This window comes from Actinobacillus seminis, assembly GCF_002263215.1.
GTDB classification, from domain to species: Bacteria; Pseudomonadota; Gammaproteobacteria; order Enterobacterales; family Pasteurellaceae; genus Actinobacillus_B; species Actinobacillus_B seminis.
Genome location: NZ_NLFK01000002.1, coordinates 174808 through 197744, shown reverse-complemented (window position 1 = coordinate 197744; position 22937 = coordinate 174808). Strand labels below are relative to the sequence as shown.

General features: G+C 43.2%; 20 protein-coding genes and 1 pseudogene. 11 read left to right on the top strand and 10 right to left on the bottom strand.

Going from position 1 to position 22937, the window contains the following annotated elements; translation table 11 throughout:
* Window positions 1–27: 27 nt before the first annotated feature.
* Complete coding sequence (gene focA, locus CFY87_RS03115) at window positions 28–879, bottom strand: formate transporter FocA (RefSeq protein WP_094945882.1); 852 nt, start codon at window positions 877–879, stop codon at window positions 28–30.
* A 309-nt stretch (window positions 880–1188) separates the two neighbouring features.
* On the opposite strand from focA, the gene hinT reads away from it, so the two are divergent.
* From hinT to CFY87_RS03090, 5 genes are read left to right on the top strand one after another with little or no spacing between them, the layout of a single operon-like run.
* The gene (gene hinT, locus CFY87_RS03110) at window positions 1189–1539 is read left to right on the top strand and encodes a purine nucleoside phosphoramidase (RefSeq protein ID WP_094945832.1); all 351 of its coding nucleotides are present in this window, start codon (window positions 1189–1191) and stop codon (window positions 1537–1539) included.
* Entirely contained in the window at window positions 1539–1886 is a 348-nt protein-coding gene (locus tag CFY87_RS03105; protein ID WP_094945831.1) for a YcfL family putative periplasmic lipoprotein, read from the top strand. The genes hinT and CFY87_RS03105 overlap by 1 nt, the downstream gene beginning before the upstream one ends.
* 10 nt (window positions 1887–1896) lie before the next feature.
* Entirely contained in the window at window positions 1897–2943 is a 1047-nt protein-coding gene (gene nagZ, locus CFY87_RS03100) for a beta-N-acetylhexosaminidase (RefSeq protein ID WP_094945830.1), read from the top strand.
* A 1-nt stretch (window position 2944) separates the two neighbouring features.
* A complete protein-coding gene (gene rlmC, locus CFY87_RS03095; RefSeq protein WP_094945829.1) occupies window positions 2945–4174 on the top strand; it encodes a 23S rRNA (uracil(747)-C(5))-methyltransferase RlmC in 1230 nt (409 codons plus the stop codon).
* Window positions 4175–4234: 60 nt separating this feature from the next.
* On the top strand, window positions 4235–4774 hold the full coding sequence (locus CFY87_RS03090; RefSeq protein WP_425320778.1) for a ClbS/DfsB family four-helix bundle protein: 540 nt from the start codon (window positions 4235–4237) through the stop codon (window positions 4772–4774).
* 338 nt (window positions 4775–5112) lie between these two features.
* Here CFY87_RS03090 and glmU read toward each other — a convergent pair whose 3' ends face one another.
* On the bottom strand, window positions 5113–6477 hold the full coding sequence (glmU, locus tag CFY87_RS03080) for a bifunctional UDP-N-acetylglucosamine diphosphorylase/glucosamine-1-phosphate N-acetyltransferase GlmU (protein WP_094945827.1): 1365 nt from the start codon (window positions 6475–6477) through the stop codon (window positions 5113–5115).
* Window positions 6478–6608: 131 nt separating this feature from the next.
* On the opposite strand from glmU, the gene CFY87_RS03075 reads away from it, so the two are divergent.
* Complete coding sequence (locus CFY87_RS03075; RefSeq protein WP_236757330.1) at window positions 6609–7772, top strand: anhydro-N-acetylmuramic acid kinase; 1164 nt, start codon at window positions 6609–6611, stop codon at window positions 7770–7772.
* 91 nt (window positions 7773–7863) lie between these two features.
* Here the strand turns inward: CFY87_RS03075 and lnt are convergent.
* The 5 genes and pseudogenes from lnt to galT all read right to left on the bottom strand — a co-directional run bounded on the left by lnt (window position 7864) and on the right by galT (window position 13740).
* Window positions 7864–9383 (bottom strand): annotated as a pseudogene (gene lnt, locus CFY87_RS03070) (apolipoprotein N-acyltransferase).
* Between the two features lie 3 nt (window positions 9384–9386).
* A complete protein-coding gene (corC, locus tag CFY87_RS03065; protein WP_094945825.1) occupies window positions 9387–10271 on the bottom strand; it encodes a CNNM family magnesium/cobalt transport protein CorC in 885 nt (294 codons plus the stop codon).
* Between the two features lie 149 nt (window positions 10272–10420).
* On the bottom strand, window positions 10421–11497 hold the full coding sequence (galM, locus tag CFY87_RS03060; protein ID WP_094945824.1) for a galactose-1-epimerase: 1077 nt from the start codon (window positions 11495–11497) through the stop codon (window positions 10421–10423).
* Complete coding sequence (galK, locus tag CFY87_RS03055) at window positions 11491–12645, bottom strand: galactokinase (RefSeq protein WP_094945823.1); 1155 nt, start codon at window positions 12643–12645, stop codon at window positions 11491–11493. Before galK ends, galM begins: the two co-directional genes overlap by 7 nt.
* Before the next feature lie 54 nt (window positions 12646–12699).
* Entirely contained in the window at window positions 12700–13740 is a 1041-nt protein-coding gene (gene galT, locus CFY87_RS03050) for a galactose-1-phosphate uridylyltransferase (RefSeq protein ID WP_094945822.1), read from the bottom strand.
* Between the two features lie 207 nt (window positions 13741–13947).
* Here galT and CFY87_RS03045 point away from each other — a divergent pair, with 207 nt between their 5' ends.
* The 4 genes from CFY87_RS03045 to mglC all read left to right on the top strand — a co-directional run bounded on the left by CFY87_RS03045 (window position 13948) and on the right by mglC (window position 18762).
* Window positions 13948–14955 carry a substrate-binding domain-containing protein gene (locus CFY87_RS03045; protein WP_094945821.1) on the top strand — a complete coding sequence of 336 codons (1008 nt, stop codon included), beginning with the start codon at window positions 13948–13950 and terminating at the stop codon, window positions 14953–14955.
* A gap of 179 nt (window positions 14956–15134) precedes the next feature.
* Window positions 15135–16127, top strand: coding sequence for a galactose/glucose ABC transporter substrate-binding protein MglB (gene mglB, locus CFY87_RS03040; RefSeq protein WP_094945820.1), 993 nt, complete (start codon window positions 15135–15137; stop codon window positions 16125–16127).
* 83 nt (window positions 16128–16210) lie between these two features.
* Window positions 16211–17731 (top strand): galactose/methyl galactoside ABC transporter ATP-binding protein MglA, encoded by a 1521-nt coding sequence (mglA, locus tag CFY87_RS03035; RefSeq protein WP_094945819.1) that lies wholly within the window; start codon window positions 16211–16213, stop codon window positions 17729–17731.
* 20 nt (window positions 17732–17751) lie between these two features.
* On the top strand, window positions 17752–18762 hold the full coding sequence (mglC, locus tag CFY87_RS03030; RefSeq protein ID WP_094945818.1) for a galactose/methyl galactoside ABC transporter permease MglC: 1011 nt from the start codon (window positions 17752–17754) through the stop codon (window positions 18760–18762).
* 289 nt (window positions 18763–19051) lie between these two features.
* On the opposite strand, the gene xerD is transcribed toward mglC, so the two are convergent.
* From xerD to proC, 3 genes are read right to left on the bottom strand one after another with little or no spacing between them, the layout of a single operon-like run.
* Entirely contained in the window at window positions 19052–19945 is an 894-nt protein-coding gene (gene xerD, locus CFY87_RS03025; RefSeq protein WP_094945817.1) for a site-specific tyrosine recombinase XerD, read from the bottom strand.
* An 11-nt stretch (window positions 19946–19956) separates the two neighbouring features.
* Window positions 19957–21123 (bottom strand): 3-phenylpropionate MFS transporter, encoded by a 1167-nt coding sequence (locus CFY87_RS03020; protein WP_094945816.1) that lies wholly within the window; start codon window positions 21121–21123, stop codon window positions 19957–19959.
* Entirely contained in the window at window positions 21123–21938 is an 816-nt protein-coding gene (proC, locus tag CFY87_RS03015; RefSeq protein WP_094945815.1) for a pyrroline-5-carboxylate reductase, read from the bottom strand. The genes CFY87_RS03020 and proC overlap by 1 nt, the downstream gene beginning before the upstream one ends.
* 61 nt (window positions 21939–21999) lie before the next feature.
* Here proC and rdgC point away from each other — a divergent pair, with 61 nt between their 5' ends.
* A complete protein-coding gene (rdgC, locus tag CFY87_RS03010) occupies window positions 22000–22908 on the top strand; it encodes a recombination-associated protein RdgC (protein WP_094945814.1) in 909 nt (302 codons plus the stop codon).
* Window positions 22909–22937 lie beyond the last annotated feature (29 nt).

Below are 22937 nucleotides of genomic sequence, written 5' to 3'. Positions count from 1 at the left end.
GCGAAAAACGACCGCTCTTATGTTAACCTAATGATGCGGTTTATTGGTAAACCATTGCATTAATGCAATACAGACTCCGCCGCCGATAATATTCCCCAGTGTAACGGGAATTAAATTTTTCACGATAAAATGATAGACATCTAAATCAGCAAATTGTTCAGGATTTAACCCGACAGCTAACCAAAATTCAGGAGTGCTGTAATGGGCGGTAATGATTCCCATCGGGATCATAAACATATTTGCAACGCTATGCTCAAATCCCGAGGCAACAAACATCCCGATCGGTAAAATCATGATAAAAGCTTTATCGGTCAGACTTTTACCGGCATAAGTCATCCAAACTGCAATACACACCATAATGTTACACAAAATCCCTAAACAAAACGCTTCTAACCAGCTATGGTGTATTTTATGTTGTGCGGTATTTAAAATCGTTAAGCCCCATTGCCCGTTTGCCGCCATGGTTTGTCCTGCAAACCAAATTAATGAAACAATAAAAATCGCGCCGACAAAATTACCTAAATAAACCATCACCCAGTTACGTAGCATCTGAAATGTATTGATTTTTCCGTCGGTACGAGCGATTAATGTCATGGTGGATGAAGTAAATAATTCGGATCCACAGGCAACCACCATAATCACTCCCAGCGAGAACATCAATCCGCCGACTAATTTAGCCAATCCCCAAGGTACTGCTTCGGCGCCGGTTTGTGTTGTGGTGTAAAAGACAAATGCTAACGCAATAAATGCACCGGCAGAAATTGCTGATACGAAAGAAAGAAAAGGTTTTTTAGTCGCTTTATACGTCGCCGCATCAATGGCAATTTGAAGCATTTCTGTTGGCGAGGCGATAGTCTTAAACGTATTATCTTTGTTCATATTGTGACGGGTTAAAAATTTATTTTGCCGATATTTTAAGGTATTCGTTCTTAAGTTTAAACTAAAAAATATTTTATTTTTTATAAAATTTGTTAATGGCATAATTTTGCAACATGATGTTAACAAGTTGATTTTAAAACAATCTTTGGGTTAACTTAAATTTAACATCTTTCTGCCAAATTGCTATTTCCTCTGTTTTCTGATAAAACTACGCTACGCAAACATGATGATGTAACAGCGCAAATTTAAAACGGTTCATAGGGATGTTCTTTCCTTATGTTCCTCAGTTGATGTTTTGAGGAGAAAAAAATGGCAGAAGAAACCATTTTCAGCAAAATTGTTCGCAAAGAAATTCCGGCAAATATTGTATATCAAGACAATCTTGTTACCGCTTTTCGCGATATTGCGCCACAAGCGAAAACGCATATTTTAATTATCCCAAATCATCTTATTCCGACGGCTAATGACGCGACGGAACAAGATGAGCTTGCGTTAGGGCGTTTGTTTACGGTAGCGGCAAAAATTGCTAAACAAGAGGGGATTGCCGAAGACGGGTATCGTTTGATTGTCAATTGCAATCAACATGGCGGACAAGAAGTGTTCCATTTGCATATGCATTTAGTGGGCGGCGAACCCTTAGGCAAAATGTTGGCAAAATAATGAAAAAACGCATTTCTTTTCTTTTTTTAACCGCACTTTTATCCGCTTGTAGTGCGACGGTGCCGAATGTTGTCAATACCACTAAGCCAATTTTAAATATGGAAGCGGCATTGATGCCGTTATTGAACGTGGAGGTGAATGAACGTGCGGCATGGGTGGAAAATAAAACCGATAAGCAGGTTTCCTTTTCTTACTCTTTGTTTTGGTATGACAAAAATGGGGTAACGCAATTGGAGCCGGCAAAATTTATGCAAATGCAGTTAAATCAACGCCAAAAAGCCGGCATTGAAATTACCCCGCCGACTGCGGAAAGCGTGAATTATCGTCTCTATTTACGGGCAAAATAAACGTGTCATTATGTCAACATTATTAATTGATTTAAACGGGCCGGAACTGACCCAAGAAGAAGTGGAATTATTGGAACATCCGCTGGTCGCCGGCTTAATTTTATTTACCCGCAATTTTTACGATCGCGAACAAGTCACTGAATTGGTCAACTCCGTGCGTCAACGAGTAAAAAAACCGTTATTGATTACCGTCGATCAAGAAGGTGGGCGAGTACAACGTTTTCGCGACGGATTTACTCAATTACCCGCCATGCAATCTTTTGCGCAATGCTATTGCGATCCGTGGCAACAAAACCAAACGGCGCAAGAAGCCGGCTGGCAAATGGCGGCAGAAATGACCGCACTTGGCATTGATTTAAGTTTTGCGCCGGTATTGGATTTGGGGCATCAATGTAAAGCGATTGGCGATCGCAGTTTCCACGAAGATCAGCTGCGGGTCACGCGTCTTGCAGGTCATTTTATCGAGGGTATGCGCCAAATTGGCATGGCGACCACGGGTAAACATTTTCCCGGCCATGGTCATGTTTTGGCGGATTCACATTTGGAAACACCGCGCGATGAACGTGCTAAAGCGGAGATTTTTGCTCAAGATATACAACCGTTTCAATGGCTGATTCATCAACAAAAATTGGATGCAATCATGCCGGCGCACGTCATTTATACTCAATGTAACGCACAACCGGCGAGCGGTTCTCGCTATTGGCTGCAAGAGGTTTTGCGTGGGCAACTTAGTTTCCAAGGGGCGATTTTCTCCGATGATTTAGGTATGAAAGGTGCCAATTTTATGGGCGATTTTGTACAACGTTGTCAGCAATCGTTAAGCGCCGGTTGCGATTTATTGCTACTTTGCAACGAGCGCGAGGGCGTCATTCAAGTATTGGATCAATTTAAACCGCAAGAAAGCACCGCGCGGGCATCGCAACGCCGGCAACGTTTGCAAACCTTGTTTAATCCGCGCAGGTTATCTTGGCGCGAGCTGGAAAAACAGGCGCGTTGGCAAAAAAATCGCAAAGTTTTGACCGCACTTCAACAAGATTGGTTAGCGACAAAGGCATAATATGCAATTAACGATTTCTTGTTCACATTATCAATCCGGTGAATGTCTCTCTTGTCAATGGCTGGAGCGACCTTATGTGCAGCAAATTGAAGCTAAACAAGCGGATTTACATCAATTATTAGCGCCGTTCAATTCGCCGCAAGTGCAATGGGAAGCACCTTATTTATCGCCTTTGAGTCATTTTCGCAATAAGGCAAAAATGGCTGTCAGTGGCACGGTTGAACGTTGTCGTTTAGGAATTTTAAGGGATCCGGAAGATCCACAAAGTGCGGTAGATTTAACCGATTGTCCGCTTTATCCTGCTCGTTTTGCCTCTGTGTTTTTGCAGTTGAAGGATTTTATCGCACGCGCTGGGCTTGTGCCTTATAACGTGGCGAAACAAAAAGGCGAGTTGAAATATGTATTACTTAGCGAAAGCCAAATCAATGGCGCGTTGATGCTGCGCTTTGTGTTGCGTTCGGAGCAAAAATTGCTCTTAATTCGACGAGAACTGGCAGGATTATTGGCAAAATTACCGCAATTAAGCGTGGTCAGTGTCAATATTCAACCACAACATGCTGCCATTTTAGAGGGTGAAAAAGAAATTTTTCTCACCGAACAACGCCAATTAGAAGAACAATTTAATCGTATTCCTCTGTTTATCCGTCCGCAAGGTTTTTTCCAAACCAACCCGACGGTCGCCTCTGCCTTATATGCCGCCGCGCAAACTTGGGTGAAAGCGTTACCGGTGTCTCATTTATGGGATCTTTTTTGCGGCGTGGGCGGTTTCGGTTTACATTGTGCGATGGCGTTAAAAGACAAAACGCCGACATTAAAGCTCACGGGTATCGAAATATCGCCTTCGGCAATTGCCTCGGCAACCTTGTCAGCAGAAAAGCTGGGCTTGGCTTCTCAAATTGAATTTCGCTCTTTGGATGCGGCACAATTTGCCCTTGCCCAAGATCAACGCCCGGATTTGGTGATTATAAATCCGCCAAGACGCGGCATTGGGCGCAAGCTGGCGCAATTTCTGCAAAATTTAGCACCGCACTTTATCCTGTACTCCAGCTGCAACGCGCAAAGTATGGCGCAAGATTTGCACGAATTAACCGGTTATCAATTACAAAAAGTGCAATTATTCGATATGTTTCCACATACTTCTCATTACGAGACAATGATACTTTTATCTAAATTTGATATCGATAATCATATAAGCGTTAAAATTGAGCAAGATGATCTTGGCGTATATTAGGCTTTTTCGCCTACTGAGCAGCGATAGCTGGTGAACAGTTATCGCCTTTTTAAGGGATAAATGACATATTATGGAGGGAGTTTGCGAGTATATAAAAATAAAGAAGCACTTAAAACAGAAATCAATAAAACATTTGAGAAATATATTTCCGAATTTGATGATATTCCAGAAGCCTTAAAAGATAACCGAGTTGATGAGGTTGATAGAACGCCAGCAGAAAACCTGGCTTATCAGGTGGGATGGACAACTTTAGTGCTTAAATGGGAAGAAGATGAAAGAAAAGGGCTTCACGTAAAGACGCCATCAGATGACTTTAAATGGAATCAACTTAGTGAGTTATATCAATGGTTTACAGATACCTATGCACATTTATCTCTGCAGGAGTTGAAAGCGAAATTAAATGAAAATATTAATTCTATTTGTGAAATGATTGATTCGTTAAGTGAGGAAGAATTATTTAAGCCACATATGAGAAAATGGGCTGATGAAGCGACTAAAACAGCTACGTGGGAAGTATATAAGTTTATTCATGTGAATACTGTGGCACCTTTTGGCACTTTCAGAACTAAAATTAGAAAATGGAAGAAGATAGTACTATAAATCTCATTCTACAAAATAAAAGTTTCATAAAATACTGACTAAAGATGATAGGCGACATTATCGTCTTTTTCTTTGCGAATTTTATATCAGATGTTCTCGTACTTGGCACATATAGCGAAGGCGGTGTTGTGCTGATTACACCGGATAAGGCGGTAAAAATGGTGATAAGCTCGGATAACATTCGGATAACAAAGGAAAAGTGCGGTGCTTTTTTGGCAAGTTTTTAGACATTTCGGGAGAAAGCGCGCTAAATAACAGTGTCGTTGGGACTGTCTATTTAGCGTTCATTGGTTTTATATGGACACAGGTCGTGTCCATATAACCTTTGATAGTGTGTGTTACGCTTTTTTCGTTGGACGTTTCCAGCCTTGAATATGTTGTTGGCGAACACGGGAGATAGCCAACTCATTTTCATTGACGTTATCCGTGATCGTTGAACCGGCACCGATAGTAGAACCGTTGGCAAGGCGAACTGGCGCGACTAATTGGCTATCGGAGCCAACAAAGACATTATCACCGATAATGGTTTTAAATTTGTTGGCACCGTCGTAGTTACAAGTGATCACACCCGCGCCAATATTACAATTGCTGCCGATTTCCGCATCCCCGACATAGGTTAAATGGTTCACTTTTGAACCTTTGCCGATTTGGGCTTTTTTGATTTCCACAAAGTTACCGATATGGGTTTCTGCCGCCAATTCTGTCCCCGGACGTAAACGAGAAAACGGACCGATTGCCGCACGTTCGCCGATAGTGGCATCTTCGATTACGGAATAAGGTTTGATGTCCACATCATCCCCAATCACGCAATTTTTCAATACGCAGCCCGCGCCGATACGCACACGATCGCCTAATTTTACCTCACCTTCAATGATCACGTTAACATCAATTTCCACATCTTTTCCGTGTTCCAATTTACCGCGTAAATCAAAACGCGCAGGATCGATAAGCATCACACCGGCAAGCAATAATTTGTCCGCTTGTTTGCGTTGATAATAACGCTCCAACGCTGCCAGTTGCAGGCGATTATTAGCACCCTCTACTTCCATAATATCATCCGCTTGCACCGCAATGACCTGAAATCCGTCTTGATTTGCCAAGCCGATCACATCCGTCATATAATATTCGCCTTGCGCATTATTATTATTTAAACGTGCCAACCATTTTTTAAAACTAGCGCCATCAGAAACCATCACGCCGGTATTAACCTCGGTAATTTTCAGCTGTTTGGTATTGGCATCTTTTTGCTCCACAATACCCACCACATTGCCATCTTGACGTAAAATGCGTCCGTAACCGGTTGGGTTAAGTAAATCAACGGTTAATAAGGCAATACCATGCGTTGGTTTTGTGGCAATTAATTTTTGTAAGGTTTCCAAGGTAATCAACGGACCGTCGCCATACAGCATTAAAATATTTTCATCATCATGAAAAAATGGCGCCGCTTGTTGCATGGCATGACCGGTTCCCAATTGTTCTTTTTGCAACACCCAATTGACCGGCTCATCTTTTAAGCGCGCTTGCATCACGTCGCCACCATGACCGTAAATTAAATGAATATTTTGCGGATGAAGTTGTTTTACTGTATCGATAACATGTTTTACCATCGGTTTACCCGCAATATTATGTAATACTTTCGGTAAATCCGAATACATTCTTGTCCCTTTACCCGCGGCAAGGATTACCACACTTAAATTTGTCATATCAAATTTCCTTAGGATTGTGCTAAAAATTGCGCCTTATTTTATAGCATCACATGCAAGAAACAAGCGATTACACCATAAAGTGCGGTTTATTTTGGGCAAATTTCGCAAATAGATGAATAACGAGTATAATGCCTCGAAATTCACCGAATGAAATAAAAAGCATGGAACATACAGCGTATTATATTGGCGTAATGTCGGGAACCAGCCTTGACGGAATTGACGTGGCGTTGGTTAATTTTGCCAAAAACTCACCGCGCTTTTTGCCCCAATTAGTGGCAGCAGAGATGCAACCAATGCCACAAGATTTGCGTCGCCGATTACACGAATTGTTGCGCAGCGGGCAAACCGATTTGCAACAACTGGGCGAGCTGGATCACCGCCTTGGCTTATTGTATGCGCAAAGTATCAATCAATTTTTAGCCAAACATCAACTAAATGCGGAACAAATTCAAGCGATTGGTTGCCACGGTCAAACTATTTGGCACGCGCCGCAAGGTTCATATCCCTTTACTATGCAAATCGGCGATGCGAATTTGATTGCCGCGCATACGAACATCACCACGGTTGCCGATTTTCGTCGCAAAGATATGGCGTATGGCGGCCAAGGTGCACCTTTGGTGCCGGCGTTTCACCGAGCTTTATTTGCTCGTGATGATCGCATAACGGTGGTGTTGAATATCGGCGGAATCAGCAATATTACCCAACTTATTCCCGAAATGCCGGTGATCGGCTATGACACCGGTCCCGGTAATGCGCTGCTCGACAGTTGGATTGAAAAACAGTTGGGCAAGCCTTACGATCACGATGCACAGTGGGCAAAAACGGGTAAAATTCATACCGCACTTTTAAGCGAGTTGCTAAAAGAGCCTTATTTTGAACACCCGCCGCCGAAAAGTACCGGACGAGAATTATTTAATTTGACGTGGCTTGATAAAAAATTGCAGCATTTCAGCACAATTTTGCCGCAAGATGTGCAGGCGACTTTGTTGGAATTTACTGCGCAATGTAATGCCCAAGTCTTGCGCCAACTTGGTGGGCAATGTGAGTTACCGAAAGTGTTGATGGTGTGTGGCGGCGGGGCGAAAAATCCGTTGTTAATGCAACGGTTAACGCGGTTGTTGCCGGAGTGGCACGTAGCGACGACATCTGATTTTGGATTGGATGCGGATTATGTAGAAGCGGCGGCATTTGCTTGGTTGGCTTATCAACGAATGTACAATTTAAGCGGCAATTTACCTAGCGTCACCGGCGCGAAAAGGGCAGTCAGTTTAGGCGTCATTTATCCGAAATAAAACGTTGAACTTAGATAAATTCTGCAAAAATGACCGCACTTGAGCTAAAAAACTGCCGACACAAGGTTGTCAGCAGTTTTTGTTAATTAACTTACGTGTTTTTCACCATTTTGCGCTTAAGTAACCAACCGAAGCCACGCAGTAGGATTAAAAAGGCAACCAAAAAATACAAGGGTTTGGCGCCTAATGCGGCATAAGGGGTTTTGCCCGTGGTTGGCGAGACAGTTTGAGTCAGCGTCGTGGTTTCAAATTGAGGCGCTTGAGCAATAATTTTCCCTTTGGCGTCGATAAAAACGCTGATGCCTGTGTTGGTAGAACGAATCACCGGTTTGCCCAATTCTAACGCACGCATTCTCGCCATTTGCAAATGTTGCCAAGGACCAATGCTACGTCCGAACCAAGCGTCGTTAGACAGGGTTAAAATAAAATCGGTTTGATCCGTAAGATTTTGCCGGAGCCGGTTACCGAAAATGATTTCATAACAAATCGCGGTGGTAAAATGGCGGAATTTTGCCAACAGCGGCGGCTGCACTGCCGCGCCGGATTGAAACGCCGACATTGGCAAATTGAACACCGAACCCAACGGGCGCAACAGGCTTTCCAATGGCACATATTCGCCAAAAGGCACTAAATGATGTTTATTGTAACGATTTGTGGTATCCAATTGATAAGGCATGGCGGGGTTGCCGAGATCAATCACCGAATTAAGGACTTTTCCGCTGTTCGGATCTTGATACACGGTACCGATCAGCACTTCCGTTTGGCTTTGTGCGGCAGCTTGGTGTAAGCTTTGTAAATAAGGCTGAATATGATTTTCCAAGGTTGGCAACGCTGCTTCCGGTAAAATAATCAGATCACTTTTACCCAGATGTTGCATAATCAAATGTTGATAAATATCCAAGGTTTGATAGACATAATCCGGATCCCATTTTAAATGCTGCTCAATGTTGCCTTGCGCAAGGGTGATGGTCAGAGTGCGTTCCGGTTGCTCTTGGATAAAATTCAGTTTGCCGGCATAAACGGAAAGTCCGCCGATGATAATCCAAGTCAGCACATTTGCCGCTACGATCAGCATTTTTTTCTCGCGGATCGCCGCAATTAGGCTAAAAATGACCGCACTTGTCCACATCACGAAAAAGGTTAAACCCTCTACACCAAAAATCGCGCCGAGACCGGCAAACGGGGTGTCGATTTGCGTATAACCGAATTGTAGCCACGGAAAACCGGTAAAGACCCGGCCACGCAAAAATTCAGTGATAGTCCAAATGGCGGGAAATAGGGCGAGGCTGCGAACCTCAAAACGGCGTACTAAATAGGCAAATAGTAGTGGGTAAAGGGCTAAATATGCCGCCAATAAAACCACTAACAAATAGCTAACCGCGAGTGGCGCGCCGCCGAATTGGTTGATGCTGACGTTTAACCAGCTGACGCCGATACTAAAAAAGCTCAAGCCCCATAAAAATGCGCCACAAAGTGCGTTTTTTTTTGTGGCGTTTTGACCACCCAAATCAGTCCGAGTAAGGAAAGATAGGCAACGCCCCAAAGATCAAAAGGGGAAAAGGCAAAAACGCCCAATCCTCCGCTTAATAATGCAATAAGATAGGTTTTCATCAATTATTCACTGCTTTGTTTGATATTGTTGGCAATTTGCTCATCCGGTACGGTCACACGTAATTGGATAATACGACGGCTATCTGCCGAGGTGACTTTGATATTGAGGTTTTCCAATACAATTTCTTCGCCCCGTTTCGGCAAATAACCAAAGGCTTGCATTACTACGCCGCCAATGGTATCCACTTCTTCATCAGCAAAATGAGTACCAAATTGTTGATTAAAATCTTCAATATCGGTTAAGGCGCGTACCGCATAGGTATGGCGCGAAAGTTGACGGATATCGGCAATTTCTTCTTCATCAAATTCGTCTTCAATATCGCCGACGATTTGTTCCAAAATATCTTCAATGGTGACCAAACCGGATACCGCGCCAAATTCGTCCACCACAATCGCCATATGGAAACGCTCGGAACGGAAATCTTTTAGCATCCGATCTACCCGCTTACTTTCCGGTACGATCACCGCCGGACGCAACGTGGATAGCAAATCAAAGGCTTTTGCATTAGAACGCAAAAATTTCAGCAAATCTTTAGCGTGTAAAATTCCGGCGATATTATCCCGCTCGTCGGTCATCACCGGAAAACGCGAGTGGGCGCTTTCGATAATAGTATTCAGACAAGAATCCGAATTTTGCGAGGTTTCAATAAATACAATTTGCGAACGCGGGATCATAATATCGCGTACGCGCAATTCGGCGATTTCCATCACCCCCTCAATCATTTCACGGGTATCTTGATCGATAAGCTCGTTTTGTTCCGAATCACGAATGACCTCGACTAATTCGTTACGATTTTTTAATTCCCCTTGAAACAGACGACCGAATAAAGATTGGAAAAAACTTTTCTTCGTTTCAATCGAGGGACTGCTCTGATTTTCTTCACTCATATTGATATTGCTCTCACGACGATTTCATCTTACCGGCATTTTGTCTCGGGTTTGTTTTTATTCCCAAACCGGCAGCGATCGATTTTAACGGGAAATGTGGCGCTTGTTAATCCCTATTTTCGGTTTTTTATTGCCACATTTCTCGCCCTTTACTTTTTTGGAATAACAAAACTGAATTTTGTCCATTGGTAATAACGCTCACCGGCTTTGCTCATACCGCCATATTTCCACCATTCCGGATGGTTCGGCGTATCCGGCAGAGCTTGGGTTTCCAATGCAATCCCCGCATAATCAGCATATTCATTGCCGTGTCGAGTTAAGGTGCCGCCTAAATAATTGGCGGTATAAACTTGGATGGCGGATTGCGAGGTAAAAACTTGCAGGCTTAAACTGCGATCCGGGGCGGTTAAAATAGCACAAGGTTGCGTTTCTTTGAGTTTGCTATCGGTATTTTCAGCGGAATTTAATAAAAAGGCATGATCATAGCCTTTGGTTTCTTGTTGTTCTTCTTGTAAAAAATCCCGTGCAATGGTTTTTTCTTTACGGAAATCAAAACAGGTTTGATCTACGGATTTCAGCGGTGCATTAGGAATACCTTGATTGTCCACCGGCAAAAAATGATTCGCGTTCAGTTGTAAAAAATGCGAACGAACATCAGCACCGTTTTCCGCATCATTTAAATTAAAATAAACGTGGCTGGTTAAATTAAGCGGCGTATCGGCACTTGGTGTCGCTTCAAATTGCACCAACAACGTGTTATCCGGCAGTAATTCATAAGTCAAGCATACTTCCACGCTGCCGGGAAAGCCTTGTTCCAGATCTAAGGCAACATAGGAAAATTGTACAAAATTGGCGGAAAATTCACGAATTTTCCACCGCACTTTATCAAAACCGCGCACGCCGCCGTGCAGTTGATGTTGACCTTGGTTTGTGATTAAACGACGAATACCTTGATCGGCTAACGGATCGGGGTAGCAGGCGTTGGCAATGCGATTGGCATAACGTCCAATGGCTCCCCCCATAAAGGCAGTTTGTTTTTCGTAATTTTCCGGTTGACAACCGAGTAAAACTTCGCGCAATTCTGTACCGACAGGTACTTGACAGGAAATCCAAGTGGCGCCCCAATCAAGAAACTGTACCCGCATTCCATTGGGGTTTTGCAGCGTGACACGCTGAAAGGGCTGATTATCCGAGGCGACAATGTTATTTTGCAAAATCTCTAGCATAAACGAACTCCTTGTGATGCCGTACAGACATAAAAATCTTCTTTTAGTCCGGTTGTTTTTTGGTAATTATCAGCGATAATTTGCTGCACTGCCATGACTTTTTCAACCGGCGCCAAGGCGACGATACAGCCCCCAAATCCACCACCGGTCATTCTGGCGCCACCACTGTTGCCAATGGCGACCTCTGCCAATTCCACTAAGTAATCAATTTCCGGTACGGTAATCTCAAAATCATCACGCATGGAAATATGAGATTGGTACATTAATTCGCCTAGGCGAGTTAAATTGCCTTGTTGTAACGCCTCAACTGCCGCTAAAACCCGTGCATTTTCGGTCACAACATGTCTTGCGCGTTTTGCCATGGCAGGATCAAGTGCGGTCAATTCTTGTTCTTTTTGGTAAAATTGCTCAACGGATACATCACGCAAGGCGTTGACGCCAAAAAATGCCGCTGCTTGCTCACATTGTTGGCGCCGAATATTATATTCACCGTTAACCAAATCATGTTTTACGTGCGAATTTATAATCATCACCGCCACACTTGGCGGAACCGGCGTTGGTATTGTTTGCAAACTTCGGCAATCAATCATCAATAAATGATCCTGTTGCCCCAAGGCGGAAATCAATTGATCCATATTGCCGCAATTGGCGCCGACAAATTGATTTTCCGCTTGTTGCCCGATTAAAGCAATTTCCGTATTGCTTAAAGGCAAATCGCCCAATTGTTGGCAAAATTTACCGATAGCGACTTCCAAAGAAGCGGACGAACTTAAGCCGGCGGATAACGGGACATTGCCGCTAATTACCAAATCCGCGCCTTGTGTAAATTGTGGGCAACGGGCTTGAATAAATTTCACTACGCCACGTACATAACCTGTCCATTTTTCGGATATCGGTACAATTTCTTCAAGCAAGGAAAATTCGTCAAATTGATCCAAGTCGGAAGCATAAACCCGAAAAAGCGCATCCGAACGTTTACCGCCGCTCACTGCCGTTCCGTAATTAATCGCGCAAGGCATTACAAATCCGTCATTGTAATCAGTATGCTCACCAATGATATTGACTCGTCCCGGGGCATATACGTTGAGGGTTGAAGTGCGGTCAAATTTTTGTTCAAAAAGGTGTTTTGCTGTTTGTTGCGGGGTCATGTGCTACTCCAATGTTATCCAATTTGGTCAATGTTAGGGGTTGTCTTTAGCGGTTTATTGTTCGCTGTAATGTATTTCGCTTAATTCGCGTAATCTTGCAGCAGCTTGTTCGGCGGTCAAATCACGTTGGCTTTCGCCTAACATTTCATAACCCACCATAAATTTACGTATCGTCGCTGAACGCAGTAGCGGCGGGTAAAAATGGGCGTGTAATTGCCAATGGGCATTATCTTCTCCATTAAAAGGTGCTGCATGAAATCCCATGGAATAAGGGAAAGATACGCCAAATAAATTATCATATTTGGTGGTTAATTTTTTCAACGCCACCGCTAAATCTTGCGCTTGCGCTTCGCTTAAATCCGTTAAGCGTTTTATGTGGGTTTTAGGCAATAACAGGGTTTCAAACGGCCATACCGCCCAATAAGGAACCAATGCTACCCAATGTTTGGTTTCCACCACAAGGCGTTCTTTTTGCGCCAATTCGCGTTGGACATAATCTACGAGCAATACTGCACCATGTTGTCGCCAATATTTCCGTTGCGCCTCATCTTCGCGTTGCACTTCGTTAGGTAAAAAGCTATTTGCCCAAATTTGACCGTGCGGATGCGGATTGGAACAGCCCATTGCTGTGCCTTTATTTTCAAAAATTTGCACCCAAGGATATTTGGCGCCCAATTCGTGCAATTGTTGTTGCCATACCTGAATAATTTGATAAATTTCGACCGCACTTAATAAGGGTAAGGTTTTACTGTGATCCGGCGAAAAACAAATTACCCGACTTTCGCCACGCGCTTGTGATGCTTGAAATAAGGGATCGGATGATGCCGGCGGCGTTGGGGCATCCTCCAGCAGCGCAGAAAAGTCATTTTTAAACACGAAAGGGGTTTGGTAAGCGAGATTTTGTTCGCCGGTAATGCGCCGATTTCCCGGACAAAGATAACAATTGGCATCATAATGCGGTTTTTGTTCTTCCACAACCTTTTCCCGTTGTCCTTGCCAAGGACGTTTTGCTCGATGGGGAGAAACTAAAACCCACTGTTCCGTCAATGGGTTATAGCGGCGATGTGGATGTTCGGTCGGCATAAATAAATTCATGACAGACTCCTTTTTTGAAAACGGTTACAAAAATAATGAGCAAAATATACCATATTGCCGGAAATAAACTATTAAGCGGATCACAAATTTGATGAAAAAAGCTAATTTTTCTGTGATATAGGTTTTATTTTTGAAAGTAAGCGCTTTCATTTTTACTGAAATTTCATATCATACTCCACGTGATTTTTATCTGATTAGGTGTATATGATGATTACCATTCGTGATGTAGCTAAGCAAGCCGGTGTTTCTGTCGCCACGGTATCTCGCGTATTAAACAACGCTTCTTCCAGTGAAAAAGCGCGCCTTGCGGTGCAGCGTGCAGTCGCACAATTGGGCTACCACCCTAATGCCAATGCACAAGCGTTGGCATTACAAAATACGGAGACTATCGGCGTGGTAGTGACGGATGTTACGGATCCTTTTTTTGCCATTTTAGTGAAAGCAGTGGATAACGTGGCGGAGGAACATCAAAAAACCATTTTGATTGGAATCGGTTACCATAACGCCGAAAAAGAACGCAAAGCCATTGAAACCTTGTTGCGTAAGCGTTGCAGTTGTTTGGTTGTGCATTCCAAAGCCTTAACGGATGAGGAGTTACAAGCCTATTTACAACGTATTCCCGGTATGGTGATTATTAATCGTTTAGTACGTGGTTATGAAAATCGTTGCGTGAGCCTAGATAATCAAAAAGGGACATTTTTAGCCACACAAACCTTAATTCAACTGAGACATCGCCATATTGGTTATATTGGATCCACTCATCAAATTACGGATGAAAGTGAACGATTGAAAGGATATTTGACCGCACTTCAACATTATCATATTAAACTTGAGCCCCATTTTGTCACTCATAGTACGCCGGATTTTGAAGGAGGTGAAAAGGCAATGATCAATTTATTAAGTTACAATTCCAATCTCACCGCGGTAGTGGCGTACAATGATGGTATGGCGGCGGGAGCGATTTCTGTTCTTAATGAAAATAACATCAGCGTTCCGAAACAATTTTCCATTATTGGTTTTGATGATATGCCGATTGCTCGTTACTTGATCCCTAAATTAACAACAATCCGTTATCCCATTGATTTAATGGCAACTTATGCCGCAAATTTAGCTTTAAGCTTAGTTGATAATGCGATTGAAGAGCCGGCATATTTACAATTTAACCCGACATTAGTGCAACGGTTTTCGACAGGGCAGGTTAATCAGAAAGGTTAAAACTGTGATCAATCCGACAATTTTAAATTATTTTTTGTAATCGTTTCCATAATTGTGAAAGAGATCACAGTCTTTCAGATTATTTTCCTATATTCTTACACCCAATCGCTCGGGGCAGTACGTTAATTAACGTTGACGAGCATTTACTACGACGAGTCCAGTAACGAAGGAGAGTATTTATGAAAAAAACGGTTTTAAGCGCTATTGCATTAGCGGTCGGTTTAGGCGTGGCATCAACAGCGGCACAAGCGGCAAACCGTATTGGCGTAACCATTTACAAATATGATGACAATTTTATGGCGTTAATGCGTCAAGAAATTGAAAAAGAATCAAAACAGCTTGATGATGTAGAACTGTTAATGAATGACTCTCAAAATGCACAGTCTATTCAAAATGACCAAGTAGACGTGCTGTTATCTAAGGGGGTGAAAGCCTTAGCGATTAACTTAGTGGATCCGGGTTCGCCGAAAACCATTATTGATAAAGCGAAAGCCGATAATGTTCCAATCGTGTTTTTCAACAAAGATCCGGGGGCGAAAGCCATTGCCAGCTATGATAAAGCCTATTATGTGGGAACTGATCCGAAAGAGTCCGGTTTAATTCAAGGGGCGTTAATCGCTAAACATTGGAAAGCCAATCCGGCGTATGACCTAAACAAAGATGGCAAAATTCAATATGTGTTATTGAAAGGTGAACCGGGTCACCCTGACGCAGAAGCGCGTACGAAATACGTGATTGAAGAATTGACCACGCAAGGTATTGAAACGGAACAATTATTTATTGATACCGGAATGTGGGATGCGGCAATGGCGAAAGATAAAACTGACGCTTGGTTATCCAGTTCAAAAGCCAACGATATTGAGATGATTATTTCAAATAACGACGGTATGGCAATGGGAGCGTTAGAGGCAGTAAAAGCACATGGTAAAAAATTGCCAATTTTCGGTGTGGATGCGCTTCCTGAAGTATTACAACTTATCCAAAAAGGAGAAATTGCCGGAACTGTATTAAATGACGGCGTGAACCAAGGTAAAGCGGTGGTGCAATTAGCTAATAATTTGGCAGCAGAAAAACCGGCAACCGAAGGTACGCAATGGCAAATTAAAGATCGTGTTGTACGTATTCCTTATGTGGGTGTAGATAAAGAAAATTTAAGCGAATTTTTAAAATAATGATGTAAAGCGTTGTGGCGATATTTGCTACAAGCTCATGTTGTTAGGGGAGATCTGTCTCCCCTTTTATATAGAGGTTGGATATGACAGTTCCTACTCAAAATCAAGATAGCCAAGTGCTACTCACCATGACGAATGTCAGCAAATCCTTTCCCGGTGTTAAAGCGTTGGATAATGCCAATTTGACTGTGCGTTCGCATTCCGTACACGCGTTGATGGGCGAAAACGGTGCGGGAAAATCCACGTTGCTAAAATGTCTGTTTGGAATTTATGCTAAAGATGAAGGCGACATCCTATTTTTGGGCAAACCGATTAATTTTAAAACATCAAAAGAAGCCTTGGAAAACGGGATTTCCATGGTACACCAAGAATTAAACCTCGTGCGCCAACGTAACGTCATGGATAATTTGTGGCTTGGGCGTTATCCCCTCAAAGGGATGTTTGTCGATCACGGGAAAATGTATCAAGACACTAAAGCGATTTTTAACGAATTGGATATTGATATTGATCCGCGCGAAAAGGTCGCCAATTTATCCGTTTCACAAATGCAAATGATCGAAATTGCTAAAGCCTTTTCCTACAACGCCAAAATTGTGATCATGGATGAACCGACATCTTCTTTATCAGAAAAAGAAGTAGAACATCTATTTAAAATTATCGCCAAGCTAAAAGAGCGTGGCTGTGGCATTATTTATATCTCACATAAAATGGATGAGATTTTCAAAATCTGCGATGAAATTACCATTTTGCGCGACGGTAAATGGATTAATACCGTGCCGGTGAAAGGCACAACAATGGAAAGCATTGTGGCGATGATGGTTGGGCGCGAATTAACGCAACGCTTCCCGGAAAAAACCAACACGCCAAAAGAGGTAATCTTAACGGTTGAAAATTTGACCGCACTTAATCAGCCCTCTATTCAAGATGTCAGCTTCGAATTACGCAAAGGCGAAATTCTTGGTGTGGCGGGATTGGTTGGTGCCAAACGGACGGATATTGTAGAAACCATTTTCGGTATTCGTGAACGCAAAGGTGGCAAAATCACGTTAAACGGAAAAACAATGCGAAATCGCACCGCACTTGAAGCGATCAATAACGGTTTTGCCTTAGTAACGGAAGAACGCCGTTCTACCGGCATTTACGCCAATTTAAGTATTGAGTTCAACTCATTGATTTCCAACATGAAATCCTATCTCGGCAAATTAGGTTTTTTAAGCAGCGGTAAAATGAAAAGTGATACGCAATGGGTGATTGATGCAATGAATGTCAAAACGCCATCACACAAAACCACGATCGGATCACTTTCCGGCGGTAACCAACAAAAGGTAGTGATTGGACGTTGGCTATTAACCCAACCGGACATTTTGATGCTCGACGAGCCAACGCGAGGTATTGATATCGGCGCTAAATTTGAAATCTATCAATTGATTATGCAGCTTGCCAAAAAAGATAAAGGCATCATTATGATTTCCTCGGAAATGCCCGAATTATTAGGGGTAACTGACCGAATTTTGGTGATGAGTAACGGGCGTGTCGCCGGTATTGTTGAAACCGCTAAAACCTCACAGGAAGAAATTTTGCAACTCGCCGCAAAATATTTATAAGTTGAAAAAGGAAAAGTATTATGTCAGCTTTAAAACAAAACAAATCCCTTGATTTCCTGAAACAAAATGCAATCTACTTTGTATTGCTGATTTTGTTGGGTGTCATTATCTTGCAAGATCCGAGTTTTTTAAGTTTGCGCAATTTTAGTAATATCCTAAATCAATCTTCTGTACGCTTAATCATTGCTCTTGGCGTTGCCGGACTTTTGGTTACTCAAGGGACTGATTTATCCGCCGGTCGTCAAGTGGGGCTGGCGGCAGTTGTTTCTGCGACCATGTTGCAAGCCATGGATAACGCCAACCGCGTCTTTCCAAATTTAGGTGAAATTCCGATTCCGGTAGTGATCTTAACGGTTTGTGCGGTGGGAGCCGTGATCGGGTTATTCAACGGATTAGTGATTGCTTATCTTAACGTAACGCCATTTATCGCCACGATGGGAACCATGATCATTGTGTATGGAATCAACTCCTTGTACTATGATGCGGTCGGCTCTTCACCAATCGCCGGCTTTAGCGATAATTTCTCCACCTTTGCCCAAGGATTTTTTAATTTAGGCGCCTTTAAATTGTCGTATATCACTATTTACGCCGCTATTGCCGCCTTACTTGTTTGGATTATGTGGAATAAAACACGTTTCGGTAAAAATATTTTCGCTATCGGCGGTAACCCGGAAGCGGCTCGCGTATCAGGCGTCAACGTGACTCGCAATCTTGCGGTGATTTATATGATTGCCGGTATTTTTTACGCTTTCGGGGGGATGTTGGAAGCAGGACGTATTGGTAGCGCCACCAATAACTTGGGATTTATGTACGAAATGGACGCAATTGCTGCCTGCGTGGTCGGCGGTGTTTCTTTCGCCGGTGGCGTCGGTACGGTTATCGGCGTGGTCACCGGCGTGTTAATCTTTACCGTCATCAACTACGGATTGACCTATATCGGCGTTAACCCATATTGGCAATATATCATCAAAGGCGGCATCATCATCTTCGCTGTTGCGATTGACTCCTTAAAATACGCGAAGAAAAAATAATCGTGTTTTTCTCGCTTTTCCTGCCGGCGTGAGCCTTTCATTCGCGCCGGCTTATTGTTTTCTTAAAATCTTTATCTCACTATCTATTCCTCATGATAGGCACACAGGAGAATGAAATTGAAAAGTGCGGTACTTTTTCCATCAATTTACTAAGAAGCAGCGGGACTGATGATGGAATGGTAATAAGGGGGACTCGCTATTCGTAAAAAGCAATAGGCTTCACGAAGTCAAAAAAGTGGGGCTGCGTTAATGATAACCTCTGCTGAAAAATACAATGAGAAATACTGCTTTATCCGCGCGGGTGATAGCGTTCGTGTAAGTGTTTTAAGCGTTCTTTGGCAACGTGGGTGTAAATTTGGGTAGTAGAAAGATCGCTATGACCAAGTAACATTTGTACCACGCGCAAATCTGCACCATGGTTAACCAAGTGTGTAGCAAAGGCGTGGCGTAGAACGTGCGGAGAAAGGCAGTCACCATCAATGTCCGCTAAAATGGCGTAATGTTTTATGCGGTGCCAAAAAGTTTGACGGGTCATTTGACTGCCTCGTCGGCTGGGAAAGAGGATATCTGAACTTTGCCCGTTGAGCAGCATGGCGCGCCCGTATAAGACAAATTGACGGACCCAATAATTGGCTTCTTCGCCCATTGGTACGATCCGTTCCTTGTTTCCTTTACCAATGACCCGTACTACGCCTTGCGACACATTGAGGTTGTCGATAGTCAGCGAAACCAATTCGGTGACCCGTAATCCCGTGGCATACAACAATTCCAACATAGCTTTATCCCGCAATTCAAGCGGATCGTCTACCGCCGGCGTATTTAACAAATCGCTGACTTGTTGTTCGGTTAAATATTTGGGTAGGCGACTTGGCAGTTTCGGCGAGCTGAGTAGCGCACTCGGATCGTCGCTGCGGTATTTTTCCCGATATAAATATTGGAAAAGCTGGCGCAGCGCACTTAGCATTCTCGCGGTGCTGGTGGCTTTGTAGCCTTGTTCTAAACGATCACCTAAAAAAGATTGTAAATCCAGGGGAGCAAGGCTGGTTAAGGTTAATTGATGTTGCACCAACCATTGACAAAGTGCGGTCAAATCTAAGCGATAAGATTGCACGGTATTTTCCGATAACCCTTTTTCCAACCACAGTTCGTTAAGAAATAAGTCAATTAAGCTAAGATCTTTCATGGTGGATTTTCCTACTCGTTTACGCGTTTAAGCAACAATGCCGAGACATTGCGTGGTGTAAAAAAGAGGGCAAGCAGCGCAAAAAACGCCATTGCGACAAACATTAACGTCGGTGAAATTGGATATAACACGCCGGATAAGGCGGTCGTTAAGGCAATGGCACCACAGCTTGAAATACCACTGTATAAGCCTTGTAATCTTGCTATATGGGGTTGCGGTTGCGTGGTGATATAACGCACCATTGCATAATGGCTGACAGCATATGTCAGGCTATGTAAGGTTTGGGTAAAGGCGATTAAGGCAAGATTGTCGGTGCTGCCGATTAATAACCAACGTACCACGGAGGCGCCGGCGGATAGATAAAATAGCGTGCTGACGCTCCAAGTTTTGAAGAGTCGCGTGGAGAAGAAAAAGAGTAAAATTTCCGCTACCACACTTAACCCCAATAAGATACCGGTGGTTTGAACTGAAATACCAATGTTAGTCCAATAAAGCACGCTGTAAACATAATAGGCGGCGTGGGACCCTTGAATAAGCGAGATGGCGATCAATAAACGTAATGTGGTTTTGTTTTGTAATAACCGGATGAAAGTAGGCGAGTTTTCGGTTGTGCTTTCTTGATCATCAAGCGGCATTTGGTGTGGCGAGTTCATTTGTAACAAAGAATAGAGCAATAAAAGTGCGGTCAAAATAATGACAATATATTGCTCGCCGATAACGCCGATAACATAGCCAAATCCGGTAACGCCGACCACAAAGGCGATAGAACCGATTAAGCGGGCTTTTCCGTAATCCAAATGAATTTGCTGTTGCCACGTACTGGCGAGGGTATCGCCAATAGGGATACCGGCAGAGTTTACCATAGCAAACAGCCAAATAGTTATGCACAGTAACCAAAAGCTTTCAGCAACAAAACTTATCACGAAACAAATAGCGAAACTTGCCCATGCTAAATAGCGCAAGGCGTTGATTAATTGCGAGGCGCGTTTGACCAAAGAGGAAAACCAGACTCCGCCAAGAAAGCGAAATAAATAGGAAATAGCCAGTACAAATCCGATAGTTTCTGCGCCATAGGATTGAGATCTTAACCACACCGGAAAAAAAGGTATAAATACACCATAGGCGCAAAAATAGCCAAAAAAGCTGAGAGCCATCCAGTTAAATGCTGATATTTTCATTAGAATAAGGTTTCCATTTCTCGTGAACGGGTAACACAGGCTTGCATAGCTTGCTGCACTGTTTCCATCAATTCTTGTTGTTGGAATATATGGATCGCAGCGGCAGTGGTTCCGCCTTTAGAGGTCACATTTTGGCGCAAGGTTGCCAAATCCAATTGTGGATTTTCTATGACCATTTTTGCTGCCCCTAACGCGGATTGCTGTACTAAGTGACGCGCAGTCGTTTCATCTAACTTCATGTCTAATAAGGCTTTTTGCATAGCTTCCATAAACAGGAAAAAATACGCTGGGCTGCTGCCGGAAGCAGCGGTGACCGCGTGCATTTGATCTTCATTTTCTACTCGGCAGGTTTTGCCCACGGCATTTAATAAATTTTCTGCCAGTTGTTTGTATTCAGCAGAAACTGAGGCGGGCGCGTATAATCCCGCCATGCCGCAAGAGACAAGTGCCGGGGTATTTGGCATGACCCGCACGATCTGGTTGGCGGAAGGTAAAAGTGCGGTCAATCTTGACACAGAAATTGCCGCAGCAATGGAAATGACCAATTTAGCGGAAAAATCGACCGCACTTAAGGCATGGCAAACTTGGGCGATCACCTGCGGTTTTACTGCAAGTAATACGACTTCTGCACTTTCTACCGCCGCAATATTATCTTCTGTTACTTGTACGCCGCGTTGCGCGAATAAATTTCGTTTTTCTTGGTTTGGATCACAAACGGTAATTTTGTCGGCAGGGTAGTTCTGTTTTAATAATCCGAATACGATAGCTTGCGCCATATTTCCGCCGCCGATAAAAGTAATGTGTTTAGGTTGCATATTTTCACTCCCGAATAGGTTACAATAATGACATTGTACCGCATTCTTTTCAGGAGAGAATATGATTTGGTTTAAAAATATTATGGCGTATCGGTTGACGAAAAAATGGGAGTGGACAGATGAGCAGTTGCAAACGCAATTGATGTCATGTCAATTTCACCCTTGCGGACAATCGGATATGCGCAAGTTCGGTTGGAAAGCACCTTTAAAAAACAGTGCGTTATTGTATTTTTCCAACAATAAGCAAATTTTGTTAGTGGCGCATAAAGAAGAAAAAATGCTGCCGGTGCAAGTGGTGAAACGTGAGTTGGATCAACGGATTGCCGAATTGGAAGCGAAAGAAAACCGCAACTTGAAAAAAGTGGAAAAACAGGCATTGAAAGATGATGTGATTGCTACCTTGTTGCCGCGCGCCTTTAGTAAAGAACAACAAACCGCGCTTTGGATTGATACGGAAAATCAATTGGTTTATGTGGATGCGGCGTCGAGTAAACGCGCAGAAGACGTATTGGGATTATTGCGCAAATCCTTGGGATCCTTGCCGGTTGTGCCTTTAGTATTTGCCAATGAGCCAAGTTTGGTGATGAGCGATTGGATCACGCACAACCATATGCCGCAATGGTTAACTTTGTTGGAAGAAGCGGAACTGCGTGGCAGTCAGGATAGTGCGGTCATTCGTTGTAAGCAGCAGGATGTGGAAAGTGAGGAAATTCTTTCGTTGTTGCAAGCAGGAAAATACATCAGCAAATTGGCGCTGGACTGGGATGAGCATTTACGCTTTGTGCTGCAAGAAGATTGTACGCTGAAACGTTTAAAATTTGCCGATCAAATTCGTGAACAAAATGAGGATATTTTAAAAGAAGATGTGGCGCAACGTTTTGATGCGGATTTTATTTTAATGACGGGTATATTAGCGAAACTTATCGATAATTTATTGGAGGTGTTTGGTGGCGAAAAAGTGCGGTTATAAATGCGGATAAATTTGTGTTCGCGATAAAA

Coding starts and splice junctions, on each gene's coding strand:
- focA (WP_094945882.1), bottom strand. CDS start 879: ATGAACAAAGATAATACGTTTAAGACTATCGCCTCGCCAACAGAAATG.
- hinT (WP_094945832.1), top strand. CDS start 1,189: ATGGCAGAAGAAACCATTTTCAGCAAAATTGTTCGCAAAGAAATTCCG.
- CFY87_RS03105 (WP_094945831.1), top strand. CDS start 1,539: ATGAAAAAACGCATTTCTTTTCTTTTTTTAACCGCACTTTTATCCGCT.
- nagZ (WP_094945830.1), top strand. CDS start 1,897: ATGTCAACATTATTAATTGATTTAAACGGGCCGGAACTGACCCAAGAA.
- rlmC (WP_094945829.1), top strand. CDS start 2,945: ATGCAATTAACGATTTCTTGTTCACATTATCAATCCGGTGAATGTCTC.
- CFY87_RS03090 (WP_425320778.1), top strand. CDS start 4,235: ATGACATATTATGGAGGGAGTTTGCGAGTATATAAAAATAAAGAAGCA.
- glmU (WP_094945827.1), bottom strand. CDS start 6,477: ATGACAAATTTAAGTGTGGTAATCCTTGCCGCGGGTAAAGGGACAAGA.
- CFY87_RS03075 (WP_236757330.1), top strand. CDS start 6,609: ATGCCTCGAAATTCACCGAATGAAATAAAAAGCATGGAACATACAGCG.
- corC (WP_094945825.1), bottom strand. CDS start 10,271: ATGAGTGAAGAAAATCAGAGCAGTCCCTCGATTGAAACGAAGAAAAGT.
- galM (WP_094945824.1), bottom strand. CDS start 11,497: ATGCTAGAGATTTTGCAAAATAACATTGTCGCCTCGGATAATCAGCCC.
- galK (WP_094945823.1), bottom strand. CDS start 12,645: ATGACCCCGCAACAAACAGCAAAACACCTTTTTGAACAAAAATTTGAC.
- galT (WP_094945822.1), bottom strand. CDS start 13,740: ATGAATTTATTTATGCCGACCGAACATCCACATCGCCGCTATAACCCA.
- CFY87_RS03045 (WP_094945821.1), top strand. CDS start 13,948: ATGATTACCATTCGTGATGTAGCTAAGCAAGCCGGTGTTTCTGTCGCC.
- mglB (WP_094945820.1), top strand. CDS start 15,135: ATGAAAAAAACGGTTTTAAGCGCTATTGCATTAGCGGTCGGTTTAGGC.
- mglA (WP_094945819.1), top strand. CDS start 16,211: ATGACAGTTCCTACTCAAAATCAAGATAGCCAAGTGCTACTCACCATG.
- mglC (WP_094945818.1), top strand. CDS start 17,752: ATGTCAGCTTTAAAACAAAACAAATCCCTTGATTTCCTGAAACAAAAT.
- xerD (WP_094945817.1), bottom strand. CDS start 19,945: ATGAAAGATCTTAGCTTAATTGACTTATTTCTTAACGAACTGTGGTTG.
- CFY87_RS03020 (WP_094945816.1), bottom strand. CDS start 21,123: ATGAAAATATCAGCATTTAACTGGATGGCTCTCAGCTTTTTTGGCTAT.
- proC (WP_094945815.1), bottom strand. CDS start 21,938: ATGCAACCTAAACACATTACTTTTATCGGCGGCGGAAATATGGCGCAA.
- rdgC (WP_094945814.1), top strand. CDS start 22,000: ATGATTTGGTTTAAAAATATTATGGCGTATCGGTTGACGAAAAAATGG.